The organism is Kitasatospora misakiensis (assembly GCF_042656005.1).
GTDB lineage: Bacteria > Actinomycetota > Actinomycetes > Streptomycetales > Streptomycetaceae > Kitasatospora > Kitasatospora misakiensis.
The window spans coordinates 49,591-69,107 of the sequence record NZ_JBHSOF010000046.1; the positions used below are offsets into that span (position 1 = coordinate 49,591).

Annotated in this window: 15 protein-coding genes; 10 read left to right on the forward strand and 5 right to left on the reverse strand. The window is 73.8% G+C overall.

What is annotated here, in order from left to right; translation table 11 throughout:
* Positions 1-286: 286 nt before the first annotated feature.
* Both ACFP3U_RS28240 and ACFP3U_RS28245 read left to right on the forward strand, forming a co-directional pair.
* On the forward strand, positions 287-1,831 hold the full coding sequence (locus ACFP3U_RS28240; protein WP_380228536.1) for an SDR family NAD(P)-dependent oxidoreductase: 1,545 nt from the start codon (positions 287-289) through the stop codon (positions 1,829-1,831).
* A gap of 63 nt (positions 1,832-1,894) precedes the next feature.
* On the forward strand, positions 1,895-2,350 hold the full coding sequence (locus tag ACFP3U_RS28245) for a nucleotide triphosphate diphosphatase NUDT15 (RefSeq protein WP_380228537.1): 456 nt from the start codon (positions 1,895-1,897) through the stop codon (positions 2,348-2,350).
* A 30-nt stretch (positions 2,351-2,380) separates the two neighbouring features.
* Here the strand turns inward: ACFP3U_RS28245 and ACFP3U_RS28250 are convergent, their stop codons facing one another.
* From ACFP3U_RS28250 to ACFP3U_RS28260, 3 genes are read right to left on the reverse strand one after another with little or no spacing between them, the layout of a single operon-like run.
* Positions 2,381-4,609: an FtsX-like permease family protein gene (locus ACFP3U_RS28250; RefSeq protein WP_380228538.1), complete on the reverse strand. Its 2,229-nt coding sequence runs from the start codon at positions 4,607-4,609 to the stop codon at positions 2,381-2,383.
* Positions 4,606-5,319: an ABC transporter ATP-binding protein gene (locus ACFP3U_RS28255; RefSeq protein ID WP_380228539.1), complete on the reverse strand. Its 714-nt coding sequence runs from the start codon at positions 5,317-5,319 to the stop codon at positions 4,606-4,608. Before ACFP3U_RS28255 ends, ACFP3U_RS28250 begins: the two co-directional genes overlap by 4 nt.
* The gene (locus tag ACFP3U_RS28260; RefSeq protein ID WP_380228540.1) at positions 5,316-5,840 is read right to left on the reverse strand and encodes a PadR family transcriptional regulator; all 525 of its coding nucleotides are present in this window, start codon (positions 5,838-5,840) and stop codon (positions 5,316-5,318) included. Before ACFP3U_RS28260 ends, ACFP3U_RS28255 begins: the two co-directional genes overlap by 4 nt.
* Positions 5,841-6,058: 218 nt before the next feature.
* Between ACFP3U_RS28260 and ACFP3U_RS28265 the strand changes: the two genes are divergently transcribed.
* Together ACFP3U_RS28265 and ACFP3U_RS28270 are read left to right on the forward strand one after the other, a co-directional pair.
* On the forward strand, positions 6,059-6,730 hold the full coding sequence (locus tag ACFP3U_RS28265) for an Rv1733c family protein (protein ID WP_380228541.1): 672 nt from the start codon (positions 6,059-6,061) through the stop codon (positions 6,728-6,730).
* A gap of 165 nt (positions 6,731-6,895) precedes the next feature.
* Complete coding sequence (locus ACFP3U_RS28270) at positions 6,896-8,323, forward strand: hypothetical protein (protein ID WP_380228542.1); 1,428 nt, start codon at positions 6,896-6,898, stop codon at positions 8,321-8,323.
* A 36-nt stretch (positions 8,324-8,359) separates the two neighbouring features.
* Here ACFP3U_RS28270 and ACFP3U_RS28275 read toward each other — a convergent pair whose 3' ends face one another.
* On the reverse strand, positions 8,360-9,037 hold the full coding sequence (locus tag ACFP3U_RS28275) for a YoaK family protein (RefSeq protein WP_380228543.1): 678 nt from the start codon (positions 9,035-9,037) through the stop codon (positions 8,360-8,362).
* Between the two features lie 107 nt (positions 9,038-9,144).
* Entirely contained in the window at positions 9,145-10,977 is a 1,833-nt protein-coding gene (asnB, locus tag ACFP3U_RS28280) for an asparagine synthase (glutamine-hydrolyzing) (RefSeq protein WP_380228544.1), read from the reverse strand.
* A 179-nt stretch (positions 10,978-11,156) separates the two neighbouring features.
* Between asnB and ACFP3U_RS28285 the strand changes: the two genes are divergently transcribed.
* From ACFP3U_RS28285 to ACFP3U_RS28310, 6 genes are all read left to right on the forward strand, one after another.
* Positions 11,157-12,095: a TIGR01777 family oxidoreductase gene (locus tag ACFP3U_RS28285; protein WP_380228545.1), complete on the forward strand. Its 939-nt coding sequence runs from the start codon at positions 11,157-11,159 to the stop codon at positions 12,093-12,095.
* A gap of 164 nt (positions 12,096-12,259) precedes the next feature.
* A complete protein-coding gene (locus ACFP3U_RS28290; RefSeq protein ID WP_380228546.1) occupies positions 12,260-14,131 on the forward strand; it encodes a methylmalonyl-CoA mutase subunit beta in 1,872 nt (623 codons plus the stop codon).
* On the forward strand, positions 14,128-16,371 hold the full coding sequence (gene scpA / locus ACFP3U_RS28295) for a methylmalonyl-CoA mutase (RefSeq protein ID WP_380228547.1): 2,244 nt from the start codon (positions 14,128-14,130) through the stop codon (positions 16,369-16,371). Before ACFP3U_RS28290 ends, scpA begins: the two co-directional genes overlap by 4 nt.
* Before the next feature lie 12 nt (positions 16,372-16,383).
* Complete coding sequence (gene meaB / locus ACFP3U_RS28300) at positions 16,384-17,397, forward strand: methylmalonyl Co-A mutase-associated GTPase MeaB (RefSeq protein ID WP_380228548.1); 1,014 nt, start codon at positions 16,384-16,386, stop codon at positions 17,395-17,397.
* A 318-nt stretch (positions 17,398-17,715) separates the two neighbouring features.
* The gene (locus ACFP3U_RS28305) at positions 17,716-18,042 is read left to right on the forward strand and encodes a putative quinol monooxygenase (RefSeq protein WP_380228549.1); all 327 of its coding nucleotides are present in this window, start codon (positions 17,716-17,718) and stop codon (positions 18,040-18,042) included.
* Complete coding sequence (locus ACFP3U_RS28310; protein WP_380228550.1) at positions 18,039-19,280, forward strand: helix-turn-helix domain-containing protein; 1,242 nt, start codon at positions 18,039-18,041, stop codon at positions 19,278-19,280. Before ACFP3U_RS28305 ends, ACFP3U_RS28310 begins: the two co-directional genes overlap by 4 nt.
* Positions 19,281-19,517: the final 237 nt, after the last annotated feature.

The window sequence follows — 19,517 nt, forward strand, 5'->3', positions numbered from 1 at the left end:
CTCTGGCTGGGAGAAATTACACCTGGGCGCGGGTGCGGCACGGCCGCAGGGCGCACTCGGGCGCCCCTGCACCCAACGTTCGATTCTGCGGCACGGATCGGACAAAAGCCAGTTCGGCCGCAATTGCTGGCACTGCGCACAAGTCATGATCAATGCTCCGCGCGTAGATGTGGAGGATCGTCCAAGCTCCGGCTTTTCGCCCCGGCCGGGGCCGCTCCCGTAGCATTCACGCGGTACGACGCGGCGAACGCCGTGATCGGCGAGGCGAGCGGGAAACGGCAGAGGCATGACGGCGGCGGGCGTGGACACGGGGCAGCAGCGGAGCGACGAGGACGTCGAGGTGGCCTGGGCGGCCGACCCGACCGGCGCGGGCGAGGAGATCGACTTCGGCCCCGGCCTCGACCCCGAGCGGCTCCGGCTCTGCCTGGAGGTGCTGGCCGAGCTGGACGAGCTGCACGTCGACCACCCGGACGCGATCACCGTCCGCAAGGCCGTCGGCGGGATATTCCGCACGCTCAAGCAGCGCCGCCGCCAGGAGATGCGAGCCCGCAAGACCGCCAACGACCGCGAGGTCACCGCGCGCACCGCGACCGGCGCCCCGACCCGGATCGACGACGAGACGGCGGGCGCGTTCGGCCTGACCACCGTCACCACCGCGGAGATCGCCGGGATCCTGGAGCGCCCCCGCTCCTGCTACATCTGCAAGCAGCGCTACGTCGAGGTCGACGCCTTCTACCACAACCTCTGCCAGGACTGCGCGAGCAAGAACCGGGCCCGTCGCGACGCCCGCGCGGACCTCACCGGCAAGCGCGCGCTGCTGACCGGCGGCCGGGCCAAGATCGGCATGTACATCGCGCTGATGCTGCTGCGCGACGGCGCGCACACCACCATCACCACCCGCTTCCCCAACGACGCGATCCGCCGCTTCACCGCGATGCCGGACAGCGCCGAGTGGCTGCACCGGCTGAAGATCATCGGCATCGACCTGCGCGACCCCGCCCAGGTGATGGCGCTGGCCGACGAGGTCGCGGCGGACGGCCCGCTGGACATCCTGATCAACAACGCCGCGCAGACCGTGCGCCGCCCGCCGGAGTCCTACCGCGAGCTGGTCGCCGCCGAGTCCGCGCCGCTGCCGGCCGGCGAGCTGCCGCAGTCCACCACCATCGGCCGGTTCAACAGCGGCAGCGTCGACCTGCCCGCCCTGCCGCACCAGGCCTCCGGCGACGCCGAGCGGATCTCCGCCGAGGACGTCACCTCGCTCGCCCTGGTCACCGGTTCGGCGACGCCCGAGCGGATCCTGGCCGGGACGGCGATCGACGCCGGCGGACTCGTCCCGGACCTCGCGGACACCAACAGCTGGGTGCAGACCGTCAACGAGGTCGGCCCGGTGGAGCTGCTGGAGGTCCAGCTCTGCAACTCCACCGCGCCGTTCATCCTGATCAGCCGGCTCCGCCCGGCGATGGCCGCCTCGGCGTCCCGCCGCAAGTACGTGGTCAACGTCTCGGCCATGGAGGGCGTCTTCTCCCGCGGCTACAAGGGCGCCGGCCACCCGCACACCAACATGGCCAAGGCCGCGCTGAACATGCTCACCCGCACCAGCGCGATGGAGATGTTCCAGACCGACGGCATCCTGATGACCGCCGTCGACACCGGCTGGATCACCGACGAGCGCCCGCACCCGGACAAGATGCGCCTCGCCGACGAGGGCTTCCACGCCCCGCTCGACCTGGTCGACGGCGCGGCCCGGGTCTACGACCCGATCGTCCGCGGCGAGCACGGCGAGGACCTCTACGGCTGCTTCCTCAAGGACTTCGAGCGCTCCGCCTGGTAAGCCGCTCCCCTGGTAGTCCGCCCCCGCCCGGTACCGCCCCGCCACCCCTTCGGAGGAACCGACGTGACCACCGCCCCGCTGCTCGGCGCCGGCGTGATCGTGCCCACCGGGGACGGCCGGGTGCTGGTCGGCCGCCGCACCACCGCCGGCGAACCGCCGACCTGGAGCCTGCCGGGCGGCAAGGTCGACCCCGGCGAGTCCTTCGAGCGCACCGCCGCGCGCGAACTCGCCGAGGAGACCGGGATCACGCTGCCCGCCGAGGAGATGCGGGTGCTCGCCGTGCTGCTCGACCACGAGCTGGGCCGCCCCCGGCTCACCGCCGCCGTACTCGCCCCGCCGAGCCTGGCACCGGCCGTGGTCACCGAGCCGCACACCTGCGGCGGCTGGGAGCGGGTGCCGCTGGACGCGCTGCCGGAGCCGATGTTCTACCCGTCCGGACTGGTGCTGGGCGCCTGGCGGGCCGAGCTGGGCTTCGCGCCCCGGACCGGGACGCACCGGTACCCCGTCACCCACCGGTAGCCGGGGACGGGGTACGCGGCGCGGACGCCGTCAGCCGTTGCGGGCCGCCTCCGGGCCGGTGAGCCGCTTCAGCAGCGGCAGCGTCGAGGCGATGATCCCGAGCGAGGCCGCCAGCCCGAGCAGCACCAGCCCGAAGAACACCGCCCCCGGCGACACCAGGTCGTAGTGCATCTGCGACTTGAGGAACATCGCCGACGCCGCGAAGCCGGTCCCGGTCGCGATCGCCGCCACCACCAGCAGCGGCAGCGCGCTCTCCAGGCCGATCACCCGCCGCAGCAGGCGCAGCGGCGCACCGGTGAGCCGCAGCATGGCGAACGGCCGCCTGCGGTCGGACAGGCCCGCTACCACGCTCACCGCGAGGCTGCAGCCGGCGATCGGCAGGGTGGTCAGCAGCACCACGTTGGCCAGCTGCTGCCAGCCGACCCACTGCCGCTGCTGGGCGGTGCCCCGGTCGTCGACCGTCCGGGCCTGGTACTGCGGGTAGGCCTGGGTGAGCAGCGTCCGGGTCTGCTCCATGGCCGCCGTCGACCCGTCGGTGGTCACGTAGACGGTCTGCACCGGCAGTTTGGCGGCCTCCGCCGCGGAGATCGGCGCGGCCGGCCACTCGTGGGCCGCGTTCGAGTGCAGGTCGTTGAAGATCCACCCCGGGACGGCCGCGACCTCGGCCCCCGCCGGGCAGTGGCCGGCCACCGGGACCTGGGCGAGCTCGGAGCAGCGCACCAGGCTGGGGTAGAAGCCGGGCCGCTCGTTCGGGTCCCGCGCGATCCCGTCCGGGTTGGTGTGGACCACCGCCGTGCCCCGGACCCCGGGCACCGCGCGGAGGCCCGCGAGGACCTGCTCCGGCACCGCGTCCGTCATCGGCGGCCCGTCGAAGTCGGCGCTCTGCTCCACCGCGACCCGGGTCTCGGGGTCGCCGGCCAGCGCGCCCCGGTTCTCGTTGATGGTGCCGATGACGCAGACCGTCGCCGTGGTGACGAACAGGGCGAGGACGAGGCCGGCGACCGAGCGGAAGCCCGCCTTCGGGTCGTCCGCGAGCCTGCGGACGGCGATCAGCGTGGCCGGCCGGCTGGTGCGCAGGGCCACCGCCCGGGCGGCCACCATGGTCAGCCAGGGGCCGGCGATCACCAGGCCGAACATGATCACCAGGAAGCCGGTCAGATAGGCCGCCGTCTGCCCGTCGGTGGTCTGCGGGCGCCGGTTGACGAAGTACCCGAGCTCGACCAGGCCGGCCAGCAGCGGGAGCGCCCGCCAGAAGGTCGGCGGCTTCGGGGTGACCCGGCGGCTGACGCCCAGCGGCGAGATGGTGACCCGTCGCAGCGCCAGCCGGGCCGCGACCGCCGCCGCCACCGGGACGCCGAGCGCGGTGCCCACCAGCTGGAGCGGAGTGAGCGTCAGGTCCTCCAGGAAGAACCGGTCGCCGGTGAACGGGACGGTCGCCACCAGCGGGCGCAGCAGCAGGTGGAGCGCGAAGCCGAGCACCGCGCCGGCCACCGCGGCCACGGTGGACTCCACGGTCGAGATCACCGAGACCTGTCGCGGGGTGGCGCCGACCAGCCGCATCGCGGCGTAGCGCTGCTCGCGGGTGGCGGCGGAGAGCCTGGTCGCGGTGCCGATGAAGACGACCACGGGGAAGATCAGCGCGCCGGCCACGACGGAGAGGATCAGGGTCATGGCGTCACCGCGCACGCCCAGCCCGGGGCAGCTGTGGTCACAACTGGACGGCAGGGCGGTCGCGATGGTGGTGACCTTGCTCGCCCCTGGCAGGTGCTCGATCTCCGCCGGGGTGCGGCCCACGATCACGTACAGCGAGTCCGGGGAGGGCAGCGCCTCCTCGCCGAGGACACCGGCCTGCCGGCCGGGGAAGCGGTCGCCCAGCTCGACGGCCGGGGTCTCGCGCAGCAGCGCGGTCAGCGCGGGCGAGGCGTAGTACTCGCCGGGCGCGGGCAGCTCGGCGAGGCCGGGCGGGACGGGCGAGGTCGGCCCGGTGGCGGCGACGTCGACCCGGAAGATCTCCTTGCCGTCGTGGAAGTCGCCGTGGGCCCACCACCAGAGCGGGTCCACCGGCGCCGTGTCGGTCCGGCTCGCCGCGCCGGTGTTGGTCCACAGCACCCGGTCGTTGGCCTTGCCGACGGCGTTGATGCTGGCCAGGGTGGAGAGCAGCAGGCCGACGCCGATCGCGACGGCGGCGGTGATGACGGCCAGCCGGGCGAGGGCCTCGCGGCCCCCGCTCACGGCGAGGCGCAGGGCGAAGGCGATCACGAGGCGACCCGCTCCGCCGCGCCGCCCGGCGCGTAGCCCATCGAGAGGATCTTGGCCTTGCCGTCGCGGACCACGGCCTCGCGGTCGGCGTAGGCGGCGACCCGGGGCTCGTGGGTGACCAGCACGACGGTGGTGCCCTGCTCGCGGGCGGCGCCGACCATCAGCTCCATGACCTGCTCGCCGGTGAGCGAGTCCAGCGCGCCGGTCGGCTCGTCGGCGAACAGCACCCGCGGCCGGGCGACCAGGCCGCGGGCCAGCGCGACCCGCTGGGCCTGACCGCCGGACAGCTCGCCGGAGCGGCGGCCCCCCAGGCCGTCCAGGCCGAGCCGGGCGAACCACGGGCGGGCCTCGGCGAGCGCGGCGGACCGGCGGACGCCGTTGAGCAGCAGCGGCAGGGCGACGTTCTCCTCGGCGGTCAGTTCGGGGACCAGCTGGCCGAACTGGAAGACGAAGCCGAAGCGGTCCCGCCTCAAGGCGCTGCGCCGTGCCTCGCCCAGGTTGTCGATCCGCTGCCCGTCGAAGTACACCTCGCCCGCGTCGGGGACCAGGATGCCGGCCAGGCAGTGCAGCAGGGTGGACTTGCCGGAGCCGCTGGGGCCCATCACGGCGAGCACCTCGCCGGGCCCGGCGGACAGGCTGGCGCCGCGCAGGGCGGGGGTCTCGCCGAAGGCGAGTTCGACGTCGCGGGCTTCTATCAGTGCCGTGCTCATGCGCGTACCTCCGCGGCGAGGGCGTCCAGGCGGGCGGTGGTCAGGTCGATCCAGCGCAGGTCCGCCTCCAGGTGGAAGAGGCCGTGGTCGGCGAGCAGGGCGTCGACCAGGGGGCCGGTGCGGCGCAGTTCGGTCAGCTCGCGCATCCGGCGCAGGTGGGCGGCGCGCTGGGTGTCGAGGTACTCCTCGGCGTCGCGGCCGAGCAGCAGGGCGAGGACGACCTTGGTGAACAGCACCGACTGGAGGGTGGGTTCGGGGGCGACGGGCTCGGCGAGCCAGTGCTCGAACTCGGTCACCCCGGCCTCGGTGATGACGTAGCGCTTGCGCTCGGGCCCGTCGCCGGGCTCGGCCTCGCCGGCGACGACCTTGCCGTCCCGCGCCAGGCGGCCGAGCGTGGCGTAGACCTGGCCGTAGGGCAGGGGTTTGCCGCGTCCGAAGAGGGCGTCGTAGTCGCGTTTGAGGTCGTAGCCGTGGCTCGGCTCGCGCTCCAGTAGCCCGAGAAGGGTGAGGGGAACACTCATGAGAGGACCATACACCAGAGGTATACACCGAGTGTATAGATGGCGAGAATACTGCTCTGACCTGCGAAGACGCCGTGTCGCGCCCTCGGCCCGCCGAGGGACGAACGTCCCGCACCCGCTCCCGCGCGCCCGACCGACCCTTGTGCCCGCGGGCGGTACCGGGGAAATTGGAGGGCGACGGGGCCCACGCACGCCGACAGCCGTGAGGAGCCAGCATCGTGTCCAGGACACCCCGCCCGCCCCGCACCGTGCCACCGACCCGACGGGCCGGCCGCGTCCTGCGCCGCGCCCTCGGCCGCCGACACACCGTCCAGGCCCGTGAACCGCTCGCCCGCCCGGTCGACCGCGCCCGCGGCCGCGCCTGGCTGGCCGCCGCCCTCGCCCTCGCCATCGGCCTGGCCGGCATCGCCGCCGCCGCCGTCCTCGGCTACCGCACCGCCGGACGCACCACCGAGGCCGAACGCGAGCGCCTGCACCGCACCCAGGCCCTCGTACTCGGCAGGCTCCGCGCCGAGGACACCGGCGCCGGCCGGTGGCGCGGCGGCTACCAGAAACGGGTCGACACCTCGGTCTCCTGGACCGCCCCCGACGGCCTGGCCCGCACCGGCACCGTCGAGGCCCCGCGCGGCGCCGCCACCGGCTCCACCCTCACCCTCTGGGTGGACGCCGACGGGCGCCCCGCCACCGCCCCGGTCACCCGGGCCGGCCTGGCCGTCGGCCTCGCCTTCACCGCCCTCGCCGGCTCGACCACCCTGGCCGCCCTGCTCGGCGGCGCACTCGCCCTACGGCTGCGCCTCCTCGACCGCCGCGCCGACCGCGACTGGGAACGCTCCTGGGCCCACTGGGAACCCCGCTGGACCGGCCGCACCAGCCAGCCCCAGGACGACTGAACGGCGCCGCGTCCGACGCCTTCCTCGCCACCCGCCCCACCGCCCCGCGGCCGTAGGGCCCCTCCCCGGGTCCGCGTCCGGCACTTACGATGGGTGGCCCGGCCGGGCGCGCACGCCGGGAGGGGACCGGACGCGGGGGGCGGCCGGCGCGACGGGGGGCGAAGGATGGCGAGTCCGGAACAGCCGACCGAGATCACGAACACGATCAGCGGCGGCACGATCAACGGGCCGGTCCTCCAGGTCGGGCAGGCCACCGTGACGCTCGCCGCGCCGCTGCCGCCGCCCGGACGCCGGTTCCGGTCCTGGCACGCCGCCGTCGCGGTGGTCCTCGCGGGCGCCCTCGCCTTCGGCACCCACCTCGCGCTCAGCGCCGATCACGGCGCGCCCGGGATCTCTGCCCGTTACGTGCTGGATCAGGCCAATCCGCCCGTCCAGAGCGTCCTGCCGCGCACCGTGCGCGCCAACGAGCTCCCGCCGGAGGCCGCGGGCTGTACCGGCAGCCGGACCTGGGCGCACCGGCAGGGCGGCATCGACTACGGCCTCTCCCGGCTGGCCGTCACCGCGGTCGGCGGATTGGGCAGCACGGTCGTGATCGACAGCATCCGGGCCGAGGTCGTCGGGGCACCGCGCGAGCCCGAGCCCGGGACGGTGCTCTCCTGCGGAGGCCAGGGCGAGGGCGACTGGACCGAACTCGGCCTCGACCTCGACTCGCCCGATCCGGCCGCGCTGATCGCCGGCTCCGACGGGGTCTCGTACGCCCCGTACTTCCGCGGCAAGTACCTCTACCTGGAGACCCCGAAGCCCGAACTCATCGGCCTCACCGTGCTCGCGACCGAGCACAGCTACGACTACGTGCTGGTGGTCGAGGGTTCGGTCGACGGGAAGCGGCACAGCTGGCGGCTCCAGGACGACGACCGGCCGTTCCGGATCTCCGGGGTCCGCAAGGAACGCGCGAACACCCTGCACAGCACCGTCCTCGGCTGGGCCACCTCCTACGACGACGACTTCGGCGTGGGCGAGCGGTGCAACCCGTGCTACGGGGAGGACCACACCGTCCCCGTCCCCGGGAGCGAGGTCAAGGGCGCGCCGACGCCCGCGGAGGGGTGGCCCCGGACTCCCCCACCGCCACCGCCGGCGGGCGTGGCACCGCCCCTCGCGGTGGACCGGCGGGATCCCGAGTCGGTCGCGACCGCCTGGGCCGTGACCCGCAGCGCGTTCGACCCGGCCCTGGGCGACTCCGGTCCGGACGGCGGACTCGCCCGGGCCGCGCAGTACCTCGCCCCGGAGCTGGCGGCCTCCCCGGCCGCCGCCCGTCCCGGGCGGGCGGAGGGGATCACCGCGCCGGAGGAGGCGCGGAGCCATCGCGCCCGGTCGGTGGTGGAGTCGGCCTGGATCACGCCCGACCGTCAGGACCCGGACCGGACCGGCCGGCTCGACGAGGCCGTGGTCCGACTCTCCGTCGTGGTGGCGGGCACCTACTACGGCGAGGACGGCTGGAGCGCACCGCTGGCGACGGGTCTGGGCAGCGTCGGGTGGAAGCTCGTCCTCACCCGGCAGTCGGACGGCGGCTACCTGATCTCGGCGATCGACTGAGCCCGCCGGTCCGGCCCGCTGTCAGTGGCCGAGGCGTCAGCGGGCGCCGTCGGGGTGGGTCCAGGGGGCGGCGGGGTGGCCGGAGGCGTGGCGGGTGAGGGCGGCGACGGCGAGGAGGAGGGTGAGGGCGGCGGCCAGGGCGACCGGGACGGTGGCGTGCAGGACGAGGGCGGCGCCCAGCAGGGCGCCCGCGAACATCCAGGCGGCGGAGGCGAAACGGCGGGGGCCGGCGCGGTCGGCGACCAGGGCGGTGAGGGTCATGGTCAGCACGGTGGTGGTCAGGTCCGGGACCTTGAGGGCGCGGACCACCGCGTTCTGCAGGCCCATCGCGCCGCCCAGTATGCCGATCAGGGTGTAGCGGACCGGGTCCGCGGTGTGGCCGAGGGTCGCGGCGAGGGCGGTGCAGCCGGCGAGCAGCACCGACTGGACCGCGACGGTGAGGACCAGCAGCTTTCCGCGGTGGTCGGGGCGGCGCTCGGCGAGGCGGCCGCCCGCCAGCGCGCCGGCCAGGAAGGCGGCGAGGGCGGCGAGCGAGGCCGTCGCGGACAGGCCCGGCGCGCCGACCAGGGCGAAGCCGAGGAAGACCACGTTGCCGGTCATGTTGGCGACGAACACGTGCCCGAGGGCGAGGTAGCTCACCGCGTCGACCAGGCCGGTGACCACCGTGAGCACCAGCAGCATCGTCACCAGCGGTCCGTGCCGGGGGTCGCGCATCCCCGTCCTCCTGCCCGTCGTCCGCGTCCACGGGCAGCCTAACCGGACCAGCCCGGTGGACCCGACACCTGGTCGGGCCCACCGCGGCCGGGCGGCGGAGCGGTCCGTCAGACGGCGAGCGCCGGGCGGTGGTGGTCCAGCCAGAGGGCGAGGTCGACGACCCGCTCCAGCCGCAGCCGGTGGCCCCACTCCAACTGGTCGGCCGGGGTGTCCAGGCTGGCCTTGATCACCGTCTCGTCCGCGATGTCGCGCACGTGCGGAGCGTCCAGCGCCTCGCGGGCGAGCCGCTGGAGCCCGCTGTTGTAGTCGGCGTGGTGGGTCGCCGGGTAGTGGTTCTTGGGCCGCCACAGCACCGAGTCCGGGGCGATGCCCTGGCCGGTCGCGCGCAGCAGGCTCTTCTCCCGCCCGTCGTAGCTCTTCATCGCCCAGGGGGTGTTGAAGGCGTACTCGACCAGCCGGTGGTCGCAGTACGGCACCCGGACCTCCAGGCCCTGGGCCATCGAGAGGCGGTCCTTGCGGTGCAGCAGCTGGCGCAGCCAGCGGGTGAGCGACAGGTGCTGCATCTCGCGCTGGCGGTGCTCGGCCGGGCTCTCGCCGTCCACGTGCGGGACGGCGGCCAGCGAGGTGCGGTAGGTGTCGTCGCGGAACTCGGCGATCCGCAGGTGGGCGGCGAGGTCCGGGTTGATCGGCATGGCCGCCTCGTCACCGGTGACGAGCAGCCAGGGGAAGGTCTGCGCGGCGAGCGCCTTGGGGTTGTGGAACCACGGGTAGCCGCCGAACACCTCGTCGGCCGCCTCCCCGGAGAGCGCGACCGTGGAGTGCTTGCGGATCTCGCCGAACAGCAGGTAGAGCGAGGTGTCCATGTCGCCGACGCCGATCGGCGAGTCCCGGGAGACGACGACGGCGCGCCGGTTCTCCATGTCCAGCAGGGTGCGCGGGTCGAGCACCACGGTGGAGTGGTCGCTGCCGATGAACGCGCCGGCCTCGGCGGCGTACGGGGTGTCGTGGCCGGTGCGCAGCACGTCGCCGGTGAACTGCTCGGCCTGGTCGCTGTAGTCGACGGCGTAGGAGCGCAGCTTGGCCTGCGGGCCGTCCTGGAGGCGGAGTTCGTCGGCGACCAGGGCGGTCACGACGGTCGAGTCGAGGCCGCCGGAGAGCAGGCTGCAGAGCGGGACGTCCGCCTCCAGCTGGGCGCGGGCGGCGCGGTTGACGAGGTGCCCGACCCGCTCCTTGGTGGCGTCCAGGTCGTCGGTGTGCGGGCGGGCGGTGAGCTCCCAGTAGCGGGTCTCGCGGACGCCGCCGCGGTCGAGGACGAGCAGGCCGCCGGGGTGGACCTCGCGGACGCCGGACCAGACGGTGGGGCCGGTGTTGAAGAGCAGGCTGTAGGCCTCGCGGAGGCCGTCGGCGTCCACCGTGGGGGTGATCTCCGGGTGGGCGAAGAGCGCCTTGGGCTCGGAGCCGAAGGCGAGGCCGCCGTCGATCTCGGCCCAGAACAGCGGCTTGACGCCGAGCCGGTCGCGGACCAGCAGCAGGCGCTGCTCGCGCTCGTCCCAGACGGCGAAGGCGTACATGCCCTCCAGTCGTTCGACGAGGGCGTCGCCCCACTCCTGGTAGGCGCGGAGCACCACCTCGGTGTCGCTGCGGGTCTCGAACCGGTGGCCCTTGGCGCGGAGTTCGGCGCGCAGCTGGTGGTGGTTGTAGACCTCGCCGCTGTAGGTGAGGACGACGCCGGGTTCGTTCCGGCGGTCGGGCATGGGCTGGGCGCCGCCCTCGATGTCGATGACGGCGAGGCGGCGGTGGCCGAGGGCGGCGTGGCGGCCGAGCCAGACGCCGCCGGCGTCGGGGCCGCGCAGGGTCATGGTGGCGGTCATCGCCTCGATGACGGGGGCGCTGTGGCGGACGTCCTGGTGGAAGGACACCCAGCCGGTGATTCCGCACATGCGCGAGCACTCCTTGGACGAGCAGACGATCGGATCCGGCCCACCAGTCGGGTGCACGGGGGCCGTGGTTCCACGGATTCGGACACATTTCCGGCCATGTGCAGGCGACCCCGGCATTTTGAACACGTTCAGGTCGGCCGCTAGAGTGCGCACGACCAAACCTTCGAGGGGGGATCTCGATGAGAATCGTCATACCCGGTGGGACCGGGCAGATCGGGCGCATCCTGGACAAGGCGCTGACCGAGGACGGCCACGAGGTCGTGGTGCTGACCCGGCGGCCCCGGCGCGACCAGGAGATCTACTGGGACGGCCGCTCGCTGGGCCGCTGGACGGCCGCGATCGACGGCGCCGACGCCGTCGTCAACCTCGCCGGGAGCAGCGTCAACCGCCGCTACACCGAGGAGAACCTGCGCGACATGATGGACTCCCGGGTGCACTCCGCCCGGGCCGTCGGCCGCGCCGTCGCGGGCGCCCGGCGTCCGCCCCGGGTCTGGCTGCAGATGAGCACCGCCACCATCTACTCCCACACCTACGGCGCCCCGCACGACGAGGACACCGGTGTCATCGGCGGCGGCGAGCCGGACGCCCCGGCGTACTGGGAGCGCAGCGTGCGGATCGCCCGTGCCTGGGAGCGCGAGCAGACGGACGCGGCCACCCCGCGGACCCGGCGGGTCGCGCTGCGCTGCGCGATGGTGATGAGCCCCGAGTCCGGCGGCGCCTTCGACCAGTTGGTGCGGCTCGCCCGGACCGGCTTCGGCGGGCCGGTGGACGGCGGCTCGCAGTACCTCTCGTGGATCCACGACCACGACCTGGTCCGCTCCGTCCGCTTCCTGCTCGACCGGGAGGACGTCTCCGGCCCGGTCAACCTCGCCGCGCCGGCGCCGCTGCCGCAGCGGGTGTTCATGCGGACGATCCGGCGGGCCAAGGGCATCCCGGTGGGGCTCCCGGCCACCCGGTGGATGGCCGAGCTGGGCGCGTTCGCGCTGCGTTCGGACACCGAACTGCTGCTGAAGAGCCGGGCGGTCGTGCCGGGGCGGCTGTTGGCGGCCGGGTTCGGCTTCGAGCACCCGCACTGGCCGGCGGCGGCGGCCGACCTGCTCCGGCGGATGCGCCGCTGAGCCCACCCGGGTCCCTTCGGGCGCCCTCCGGGCGGCGCGGGTGGGCTGAGCAGGTAGAAGAAGCCTCCGGGCGACGCGGGTTCTGCAACAGAGTGCAAATCGAGGGCAAGGTCACACCCGTTGCCTCTCCTGCACCGCCGCGAACGGACGCTAACCTGCGGGGCATGACGGTCCCGCCCGAAGGGCTTCCCCTGGCCGCCGAGTTCCCGGCCGCCCACCGCGAGCAGTGGCAGACCCTCGTCGAGGGTGTGCTCCGCAAGTCGGGGGCGCAGCCGGAGGACGGCGCAGCGGCCGAGCACGCGCTCAGCACCGCCCTCCAGGACGGGCTGCGCGCCCGCCCGCTGTACACCGCCGAGGACGCCCCGGCCGATCCGGGCTTCCCCGGCTTCCCGCCGTTCGTCCGCGGCGCCCGGCCGCAGGGCGCCTCGGTCGCCGGCTGGGACGTCCGCCAGCGGCACAGCGACCCGGATCCGCGCCGCACCAACGAGGCCGCCCTGGCCGACCTGGAGCACGGCGGCGGCTCGCTCTGGCTGGAGCTGGGCGGGGACGGCCTGCCGGTCGCCGCGCTGGGCGAGGCGCTCACCGGCGTCTACCTCGACCTGGCCGGGGTGGTGCTCGACGCGGGCGCCGAATTCCCCGAGGCCGCCGCGCAGTTGTTCAAGCTGTACCAGGAGCGCGAGGTCTCCCCCGGCTCCGCCGCCGGCAACCTCGGCGCCGACCCGCTGGGCCTGCAGGCCCGCACCGGCGAGGCCGGCCGCACCGACGCGCTGCTCGCCGAGGCCGCCGCGCTCGCCACCCGCTGCGCCGAGGGCTTCCCCGGCCTGCGCGCCGTGGCCGTCGACGCGCTGCCGTACCACGAGGCCGGCGCCTCGCCCGCCCAGGAGCTCGGCGCCTCGCTGGCCACCGGCGTCGCCTACCTGCGCGCGCTGACCGGCGCCGGGCTGTCGGTGGACGCGGCGCTCGGCCAGCTGGAGTTCCGCTACGCCGCGGACGCCGACCAGTTCCTGACGATCGCGAAGTTCCGCGCCGCGCGCCGCCTCTGGGCCCGGGTGGCGGAGGTCTCCGGCGCCGCCCCGACCGCCGCCGCGCAGCGCCAGCACGCCGTCACCTCCACGGTGATGATGACCGCCCGCGACCCGTGGGTGAACATGCTCCGCACCACGATCGCCTGCCTGGCGGCCGGCGTCGGCGGGGCGGACGCGGTGACCGTGCTGCCGTTCGACGCGGCGCTCGGCCTGCCCGACGCCTTCGCCCGCCGGATCGCCCGCAACACCCAGGCGATCCTCCTGGAGGAGTCCCACCTGGCCCGGGTCGTCGACCCGGCCGGCGGATCCTGGTACGTCGAGCGGCTGACGGACGAGCTCGCGCACGCCGCCTGGGCGTGGTTCCAGGAGATCGAGCGGGCCGGCGGCCAGCGCGCCGCGCTGGAGTCCGGTCTCGTCGAGGAGCGGATCGCCGCCACCTGGGCCGAGCGCTCGGTGCGGCTCGCCAAGCGGCGCGAACCGGTCACCGGCGTCAGCGAGTTCCCCAACCTCGGCGAGCAGGCCCTGGTCCGCGCGCCGGCCCCGGCCGGCCCCGGCGGCGGGCTGCCGACGGTGCGCCGCGCCGAGGCCTACGAGGCGCTGCGCGACCGCTCGGACGCGCACCTCGCGGCCACCGGCGCCCGGCCGGCGCTGTTCCTCGCGTCGATCGGCACCGCCGCCGCGCACACCGCGCGCACCACCTTCGCCGCCAACCTCTTCCAGGCCGGCGGGATCGCCACCACCGCGCACGAGGGCACCGACCCGGCGGCGTTCGCCGAGGCCTTCGCCGCGAGCGGCGCCACGGTCGCCTGCCTCTGCTCCAGCGACGCCCTGTACGGCGAGCACGCCGAGGCGGTGGCGGGCGCGCTCGCCGCGGCCGGCGCGCGGCGGGTGCTGCTGGCCGGCCGACCCGGTGACACACCGCCCGCGCACGTGGACGGCTTCGTGTTCGCCGGCGGCGACGCGGTCGCCGTCCTGACCTCCCTGCTCGACCAGATCGGAGTGGCTCGATGATCCCCGACTTCACCTCGATCGGGCTGGACCCGGAGGCCGCTCCCGGTTCGGACACCCCCCGCCCGGACGTCGCCGACGGCCCGGACGTCACCGACGGCCAGTGGCGCGCCGCCTGGCGGCAGGCCACCGGCAAGGACGTCGACGAGCAGCTCTGGGACACCCCCGAGGGCATCGGCGTCAAGCCGCTCTACACCGCCGAGGACCTCGCGGGCCTGGACTTCCTGGAGACCTACCCGGGCATCGCCCCGTACCTGCGCGGCCCGTACCCGACGATGTACGTCAACCAGCCGTGGACGGTGCGCCAGTACGCGGGCTTCTCCACCGCCGAGGAGTCCAACGCCTTCTACCGCCGCAACCTGGCCGCCGGCCAGAAGGGCCTGTCGGTCGCCTTCGACCTGCCGACCCACCGCGGCTACGACAGCGACCACCCGCGCGTCACCGGCGACGTCGGCATGGCGGGCGTGGCGATCGACTCGATCTACGACATGCGCCAGCTCTTCGACGGCATCCCGCTCGACCGGATGTCGGTGTCGATGACGATGAACGGCGCCGTGCTGCCCGTGCTCGCGCTGTACATCGTGGCGGCCGAGGAGCAGGGCGTGCCACCCGAGAAGCTGGCGGGGACCATCCAGAACGACATCCTCAAGGAGTTCATGGTCCGCAACACGTACATCTACCCGCCGCAGCCGTCGATGCGGATCATCTCGGACATCTTCGCCTACACCTCGCAGAAGATGCCCCGGTACAACTCGATCTCCATCTCCGGCTACCACATCCAGGAGGCCGGGGCCACCGCCGACCTGGAGCTGGCCTACACCCTGGCCGACGGCGTGGAGTACCTGCGGGCCGGCCTGGACGTCGGACTCGACGTGGACGCCTTCGCGCCGCGCCTGTCGTTCTTCTGGGCGATCGGCATGAACTTCTTCATGGAGGTCGCCAAGCTGCGCGCGGCCCGGCTGCTCTGGGCCAAGCTGGTCAAGCAGTTCGACCCGAAGAACGCCAAGTCGCTGTCGCTGCGCACCCACTCGCAGACCTCCGGCTGGTCGCTCACCGCCCAGGACGTCTTCAACAACGTCACCCGCACCTGTGTGGAGGCGATGGCGGCCACCCAGGGCCACACCCAGTCGCTGCACACCAACGCGCTGGACGAGGCGCTCGCGCTGCCGACCGACTTCTCCGCCCGGATCGCCCGCAACACCCAGCTGCTGCTCCAGCAGGAGTCCGGCACCTGCCGGGCCATCGACCCGTGGGGCGGCTCGGCGTACGTCGAGAAGCTCACCCACGACCTGGCCAACCGCGCCTGGCAGCACATCCAGGAGGTCGAGGCGGCCGGCGGCATGGCCAAGGCGATCGACGCGGGCATCCCCAAGCTGCGCGTCGAGGAGGCCGCCGCCCGCACCCAGGCGCGGATCGACTCCGGCCGCCAGCCGGTGATCGGCGTCAACAAGTACCGGGTGGAGAGCGACGAGCAGATCGACGTGCTCAAGGTCGACAACTCCTCGGTGCGCGCCCGCCAGATCGAGAAGCTGCGCCGGCTGCGCGAGGAGCGCGACGAGGCCGCCACCCAGGCGGCGCTGCACGCGCTGACCCGGGCCGCCGAGGCGGGCCCGCAGCGCGGCGGCTCGCTGGACGGCAACCTGCTGCACCTGGCGGTGAACGCGGCCCGCGCCAAGGCCACCGTCGGCGAGATCTCGGACGCCCTGGAGAAGGTGTACGGCCGGCACTCGGGCCAGATCCGTACCATCTCCGGTGTGTACCGAGACGAAGCGGGCCCGTCGGCCCCCCTGCAGCGCACCCGGGAGCTGGTCGAGCGGTTCGAGCGGGCCGAGGGCCGCCGGCCGCGCATCCTGGTCGCCAAGATGGGCCAGGACGGCCACGACCGCGGCCAGAAGGTGATCGCCACCGCCTTCGCCGACCTCGGTTTCACCGTGGACGTGGGCCCGCTGTTCCAGACCCCGGCCGAGGTCGCCCGGCAGGCCGTCGAGGCGGACGTGCACATCGTCGGCGTCTCCTCGCTGGCCGCCGGCCACCTCACCCTGGTGCCGGCGCTGCGCGCCGAACTCGCCGAGGCCGGCCGGGAGGACATCACCATCGTGGTCGGCGGGGTGATCCCCCCGCAGGACTTCGACGCGCTGTACGAGGCGGGCGCCGCGGCGGTCTTCCCGCCCGGCACGGTGATCCCGGAGGCCGCCTACGACCTGCTGAAGTCGCTCGCCGCCGATCTCGGCCACGAGCTCTGAGGCGCTGAGCCGATGGCGCCCCGGACGATCGACCTCGACAGCTACGCGACGGGTGTACGGGAGGGCTCGCGCGCGTACATCGCGCGGGCCATCACCCTCGTCGAGTCCACCCGGCCCGACCACCGCGCGCTGGCGCAGCGGCTGCTGACGATGCTGCTGCCGCACGCGGGCGGCGCGGTGCGGGTGGGCATCACGGGGGTGCCCGGGGTCGGCAAGTCGACCTTCATCGACGCCTTCGGCACCATGCTCACCGGCCTGGGCCACCGGGTCGCGGTGCTCGCCGTCGACCCGACCTCCAGCCGGACCGGCGGCTCCATCCTGGGCGACAAGACCCGGATGGAGCGGCTGGCGGTGGACCCTCATGCCTTCGTCCGGCCGTCGCCGACCTCCGGCACGCTCGGCGGGGTGGCCAAGGCCACCCGGGAGTCGATGCTGGTGATGGAGGCCGCCGGCTACGACGTGGTGCTGATCGAGACGGTCGGCGTCGGCCAGTCCGAGACCACCGTGGCCGGCATGGTCGACTCCTTCCTGCTGCTCTCACTGGCCCGCACCGGCGACCAGTTGCAGGGCATCAAGAAGGGCGTGCTGGAGCTGGCCGACGTCATCGCGGTCAACAAGGCGGACGGCCCGCACGAGCTCGACGCCAAGGCCGCCGCCCGCGAACTCGCCGGCGCGCTGCGGCTGCTCCAGCCCCCGGACGCGCCGTGGACGCCGCCCGTGCTGACCTGCTCGGGCCGCGACGGCGGCGGCCTGGACACCCTCTGGGAGCGCCTCCAGCAGCACCGCAAGGTCCTGGACGCGACCGGCGCCCTGGCCGCCAAGCGCCGCGACCAGCAGGTCGAGTGGACCTGGGCGATGGTCCACGACCAGCTCCTGACCCGCCTCCACACCCACCCCGACGTCACCCGCCTCCTCCCCGACCTGGAACACCGCGTCCGCGAAGGCACCCTCACCGCCACCCTCGCCGCCGACACCATCCTCACCGCCTTCGGCCTGGGCGGATCGGCTACGCCGCCTCCCGCATAGCAGTGAGACTGAGCGCCGTGCCCCACCCGTACGTGGGGCACGGCGCTTCGCAGTCTTCCGGGAACTCGAACCAGACCACCTTGCCGACACCCTCCGGGTACCAGCCCCACGCCGCCGCCAGCACCTCCACCAACAACAGCCCCCGCCCGCCCGTCGCTTCGGCCCCGCGCTGTCGGCAGACGGCAGCGCAAGGGAGCCGCTCGTGGCTCTCGGCCATGGAAGCAACACCGAAAGTAGTCGCAGAAAAACTGCGAGTTCGTCAATAATCTCTGCTACTCACAGTTCTTCACCGAGTTGTGACCCAGGAAGGGGAGAAGCATGGGATTCGGCCTTGTTGTACGCTTCGTCGCCCGTGATGTGACAGCCGCTCACGCCTTCGACGAACTGGCACGGGAAGCGCTCGAAGGGATCCGCTCCGAAGAGCCCGGCACTCTCGTCTACGTCAATCACGCCGTGCCGGACGAGCCGCGCGTCCGGGTCTTCTACGAGCTGTACGCGGACCGCGACGCGTTCGAGGAGCATGAGCGGCAGCCTCACGTCCGCCGATTCCTCGCCGAGCGCGGCCAGTACCTCGAATCATTCGAGGTCACGTTCCTGGACGAGATCGACGGCAAGGGTTCGGCCGCCCACCGGGGCGGCCGGTGAGTCCCGAGGAGCAGCGAGCGTTCGGCGCCCGGGTGGCCCAGCTCCGCAAAGGGCGTGGCATGCGGCAGGATCAGCTCGCCGCGGCCGTCAACCGGACCGCCAGCTGGGTGTCGCAGGTTGAGCGCGGCATCCAACCGGTCGTGCGTCTCGACGTACTCCAGTTGCTCGCGGACGGCCTCGGAGTCTCCGTCCAGGAACTGAGGCCGGATGCGCCGCCACCGCCCCGATCCGCGTCTGCGGCGTCGGACCGACCCAACGACCTCGACCTGGTACGACTGTCACTCTCCGGGCATCCTGCCCTCGACGCCGTGCTCGACGAGCGCCCTACCGCGGCCGCACCGGACGCGACCGAGCCGGCCGCCGCCGTGGCGGAGCTCTGGCACCTGACGCACAACGCCCGGTTCGCGGAGCTCAGTACAGCCGTCGCCGACACCCTGTCACGGCTCGAAGGCGCCGTGCGGACCGCCGACCCGGAGGAGCGGCCTGGGCACCAGCTCCTCCTCAGCCAGGCGTATCAGGCGGTCGCGGCGGCATTCGTCCGCCAGGACGAGGCCGACGCGGCCTGGGTGGCGGCCGATCGGGCAATCCGGGCCGCCGAGCAGTCCGGTGAACCGCTCCAAGTCTTCGCGGGCATCTATCGCCTGGCCCACGCATTCGTCCGGCTCCGGCGGTTGGACCAGGCGGAGCACGCGGCCGGGAAGGCCATAGCAGCTCTTCGGGCCCATGTCTCGGCGGCTGGCCGACCCTCACCGGAAGCCCTCTCCGTGCTCGGCTCGCTCCACCTGGTCCTCGCGTTGGCCGCCGCCCGCGCCGGCCAACGCGAGAAGGCACGCAAGGAACTCAGCGACGCGCGGGAGGTCGCGGCGTTGCTCGGCGAGGATCGCAACGACTTCAACCTGGAGTTCGGCCCCACCAACGTCGAGATCCAGGCGGTGTCGACGGCGATCGACCTCGGCGACGCGGGCGAGGCGCTGGACCTGGGCAAGCGGATCGACGCGGGGCTGCTCTCGCCCGAGCGGAGGTCACGACTTCTGGTCGACCTCGGAAGGGCCCACGCGCAGCGGCGACACCTCGGGGAGGCCGTCGACTGCCTCCTCCGAGCCGAGGAGCTGGCACCGGAGAGCGTCCGGACCCACCTGGCAGCCCGGTCGGCGATCCGCGAACTCGTTCTCCTCGCGGGCCGGAGCGCGCCGCCGGAGCTGATGAAGCTCGCCAAACGCGCGAACGCCACAGGGTGATCGTTCGGCACGTCCGTGACTTCGACGAGCGACTGCACGGCGTACACCTCAAGGAAGGCACACGATGCGGATCGGGATCACGGGGCACCGGGGGTTGGGTGCCGAGTTGGAGGCACAGGTCCGGCAGTTGCTCGCCGACTCGCTGGCGGCGGAGGACAAGGGCCCCCGGACGGTGGGAACCGGACGCTGTTGGCGAATGTGACTGATCGGCTGCATTGAGTGACGCCGGTCTTCGAG

Excerpts from the sequence above, each read along its gene's own strand:
- ACFP3U_RS28240 (WP_380228536.1), top strand. The coding sequence starts at position 287 with ATGACGGCGGCGGGCGTGGACACGGGGCAGCAGCGGAGCGACGAGGAC.
- ACFP3U_RS28255 (WP_380228539.1), bottom strand. The coding sequence starts at position 5,319 with ATGAGCACGGCACTGATAGAAGCCCGCGACGTCGAACTCGCCTTCGGC.
- ACFP3U_RS28260 (WP_380228540.1), bottom strand. The coding sequence starts at position 5,840 with ATGAGTGTTCCCCTCACCCTTCTCGGGCTACTGGAGCGCGAGCCGAGC.
- ACFP3U_RS28270 (WP_380228542.1), top strand. The coding sequence starts at position 6,896 with ATGGCGAGTCCGGAACAGCCGACCGAGATCACGAACACGATCAGCGGC.
- ACFP3U_RS28275 (WP_380228543.1), bottom strand. The coding sequence starts at position 9,037 with ATGCGCGACCCCCGGCACGGACCGCTGGTGACGATGCTGCTGGTGCTC.
- asnB (WP_380228544.1), bottom strand. The coding sequence starts at position 10,977 with ATGTGCGGAATCACCGGCTGGGTGTCCTTCCACCAGGACGTCCGCCAC.
- ACFP3U_RS28285 (WP_380228545.1), top strand. The coding sequence starts at position 11,157 with ATGAGAATCGTCATACCCGGTGGGACCGGGCAGATCGGGCGCATCCTG.
- ACFP3U_RS28290 (WP_380228546.1), top strand. The coding sequence starts at position 12,260 with ATGACGGTCCCGCCCGAAGGGCTTCCCCTGGCCGCCGAGTTCCCGGCC.
- scpA (WP_380228547.1), top strand. The coding sequence starts at position 14,128 with ATGATCCCCGACTTCACCTCGATCGGGCTGGACCCGGAGGCCGCTCCC.
- meaB (WP_380228548.1), top strand. The coding sequence starts at position 16,384 with ATGGCGCCCCGGACGATCGACCTCGACAGCTACGCGACGGGTGTACGG.
- ACFP3U_RS28305 (WP_380228549.1), top strand. The coding sequence starts at position 17,716 with ATGGGATTCGGCCTTGTTGTACGCTTCGTCGCCCGTGATGTGACAGCC.